Source organism: Aquifex sp. (assembly GCF_056494385.1).
Window position 1 is genome coordinate 1 of the sequence record NZ_JBSLZM010000090.1, and the last position, 2,196, is coordinate 2,196.

3 protein-coding genes and 1 pseudogene are annotated in these 2,196 nt (G+C 42.9%); 1 reads left to right on the top strand and 3 read right to left on the bottom strand.

Annotated elements, in window-relative coordinates:
* Window positions 1–86 precede the first annotated feature (86 nt).
* The gene (locus tag ACWB1W_RS06995) at window positions 87–281 is read left to right on the top strand and encodes a hypothetical protein (protein ID WP_479370662.1); all 195 of its coding nucleotides are present in this window, start codon (window positions 87–89) and stop codon (window positions 279–281) included.
* Between the two features lie 593 nt (window positions 282–874).
* On the opposite strand, the gene ACWB1W_RS07000 is transcribed toward ACWB1W_RS06995, so the two are convergent.
* The 3 genes and pseudogenes from ACWB1W_RS07000 to ACWB1W_RS07010 all read right to left on the bottom strand — a co-directional run.
* Entirely contained in the window at window positions 875–1,354 is a 480-nt protein-coding gene (locus tag ACWB1W_RS07000; RefSeq protein ID WP_479370663.1) for a V4R domain-containing protein, read from the bottom strand.
* On the bottom strand, window positions 1,338–1,574 hold the full coding sequence (locus ACWB1W_RS07005; protein ID WP_479370664.1) for a hypothetical protein: 237 nt from the start codon (window positions 1,572–1,574) through the stop codon (window positions 1,338–1,340). The genes ACWB1W_RS07000 and ACWB1W_RS07005 overlap by 17 nt, the downstream gene beginning before the upstream one ends.
* Before the next feature lie 302 nt (window positions 1,575–1,876).
* A pseudogene (locus tag ACWB1W_RS07010) lies at window positions 1,877–2,196 on the bottom strand (tRNA1(Val) (adenine(37)-N6)-methyltransferase); the annotation flags it as partial.

The window sequence follows — 2,196 nt, forward strand, 5'->3', positions numbered from 1 at the left end:
CCGCTATAGCCTCTACGAGCCTTTCAGGTAACTTCATTTTAAATCATTATACAAAAGCCTATCCTTATTAATAAGGAGGTGGGGAGATGCCCATTTACGTAATGCTTACAAAGATATCCCCTTACGCTGTTAAGAACCTTGAAAGGCTAAAAGAAATTGAGCAGGAAGCGGAACGCCTTATAGAGGAAAACTGCCCGGTTGCTACGATTATACGCTCCTTTGGACACGTGACTACGGAAACCCGACCTGCAATTCAGTGGAAAGACCTTAAAACTCAATAGTCATATATAGACATTTGACGCAAACAGAAACAATTGAAAGCTGTAAAAGATGAGCTAAAATATAATGAGAGAAAATGCAGAACGGAAAGCCTGCGGAGGGAAGGTTTCCCTATGATGCAGGCAGAAGGAATCCGTTCCGCAATAAGGTTGAAGCGTGGAAGTGAACCTGTCCCATCTCCTAAATGGAGGTGGGAGAGCCCGCTCTGTGGTGCGGGTTGGGATTTCGCTTTCAAGGGGAGTCCCTAAAGCAACAGCTACCTATTTCTATATTTCTTTACTTTTGTCTACATTTTAAGGTAGCTGTTGCAACCACTTTAAAGAGATAATAAGCACAATAATAAGCACGCACCCCGGAATTTCCGTTACATATTTCTAGGAATTCACAACTTTTACATCTTCCGTTTATTTTTCGGGGATATTCCCTAAGTTTTGAAAGTATACCGTTTGAGTTTCGAATTTCCGTAAATCCTTTCTCCCTCAAGTTTCCCAATGAATGGAAAAAGAAAGGGGCGGGCTTTACAGTACAGATTGCACCTGTTGGTTAAGTTCCATATGAGGATTACACCGCGGAGCGGTTCTATTACCTTAGTATTTTACCACTCCGCTTTTACTTGACATATTCCTTCTCCCATAGCATTGCACTTTATCTCCGAAACCCTTATTTTTCTTCCGAAAAATTCTTCCAGAACGCCTCCTATGAAACCCGCTTCAAAATGACATACCCTCCTCCCTATATTCGGCATCCCTGCACAGGTTATACACTCATCAATAGAAACTATTAACTCCTTCTCCCCTAAATGTTCGGGAAGTAAAATACCTATCTTCTCGTTTTTTACAAAGTATGCAATGTCATCTAAGAAGCTTTCAAAACCTCCTTTTTCAAAATTCTTAGCTACGGCCTTTCCGAGCTCCCTTCCCGCATTTTGAAGTAAGGCCAGTGTTCCTTTGTTTCCTAACGTTTCCTCGAGATACATTTCCGTAAACAGTCTGAAAGCCCTAAATATTACCACCGGGACTTCATCTCCCAGTTTTGGTCTGTTTACACTTGAAATTTTTTCAATTAATCCATCCATCTTTTAGAACCTCCAGGAAATTCTTTAGGGCTATAAGCTCATATGCAGAAAGCTGTATTTTGGGCATTGTATTTTCCTTATAACCGAGGAGTTTATAAGTTTTTTCCGGGTATGCGATTTGGGAAAGGATTAACCCCATATCTCTGTTTTGGACTACCCACTTAAGGGGCGGTCTGAAAGCTTCCTGAGTTAAGTGATGGCATCCCCAACATTTTTCCATGTGAACCACCCTGCATCAGAGATGCAGAGCTTCGTGGTGGGTTTGGACACTTAATGTGTCCCTTACCACCACAGATGGGTTCACTCCGCCCATACTCCTACCTATCCCGCTGTATGGCGGGATAGCGGAGCAACTTTCAGCTTCTGCACTCCCCTTCTACCCCACCTTAAAGTCGCTCAGCTCCCTTTCGGGAGCGGCGGGGTATTTAAGTTATTTAACAATTTACTCCGCAAATGTTTTCTGGTCAACCCCTTCGCTGCACAAACGCATCATAGATACGGAGTTTTAGCCCGCAAATTTTTCTATAGAAAATCTTCAAGAAGTTTCCTAACGAAGGGAGTGTATCCCTTTTCCTCGTTTATAATCAGGGGCTCCTCACACTCAAGGGGTCCCCTAACGTTTCTTATACCTGCGATTATTGAGAACCTCGCCCTTTTAAAAAGGGTCGGATAAACAAGGGCAAGGTATCTTGGGGGCAGGTTATACCTTTCCATCAGGCCGAAAGCTTCCGCGGTTCTGAAACAGGGAAGAAGAATATTTAAGTATCCCCCATCCCTGAGAATGTAGGAAGAAGCCCTTATAAAGTCATTCAAGTTTCCCTTTAGCTCAAAGTGATAAGGGT

Coding starts and splice junctions, on each gene's coding strand:
- ACWB1W_RS07000 (WP_479370663.1), bottom strand. CDS start 1,354: ATGGATGGATTAATTGAAAAAATTTCAAGTGTAAACAGACCAAAACTG.
- ACWB1W_RS06995 (WP_479370662.1), top strand. CDS start 87: ATGCCCATTTACGTAATGCTTACAAAGATATCCCCTTACGCTGTTAAG.
- ACWB1W_RS07005 (WP_479370664.1), bottom strand. CDS start 1,574: ATGGAAAAATGTTGGGGATGCCATCACTTAACTCAGGAAGCTTTCAGA.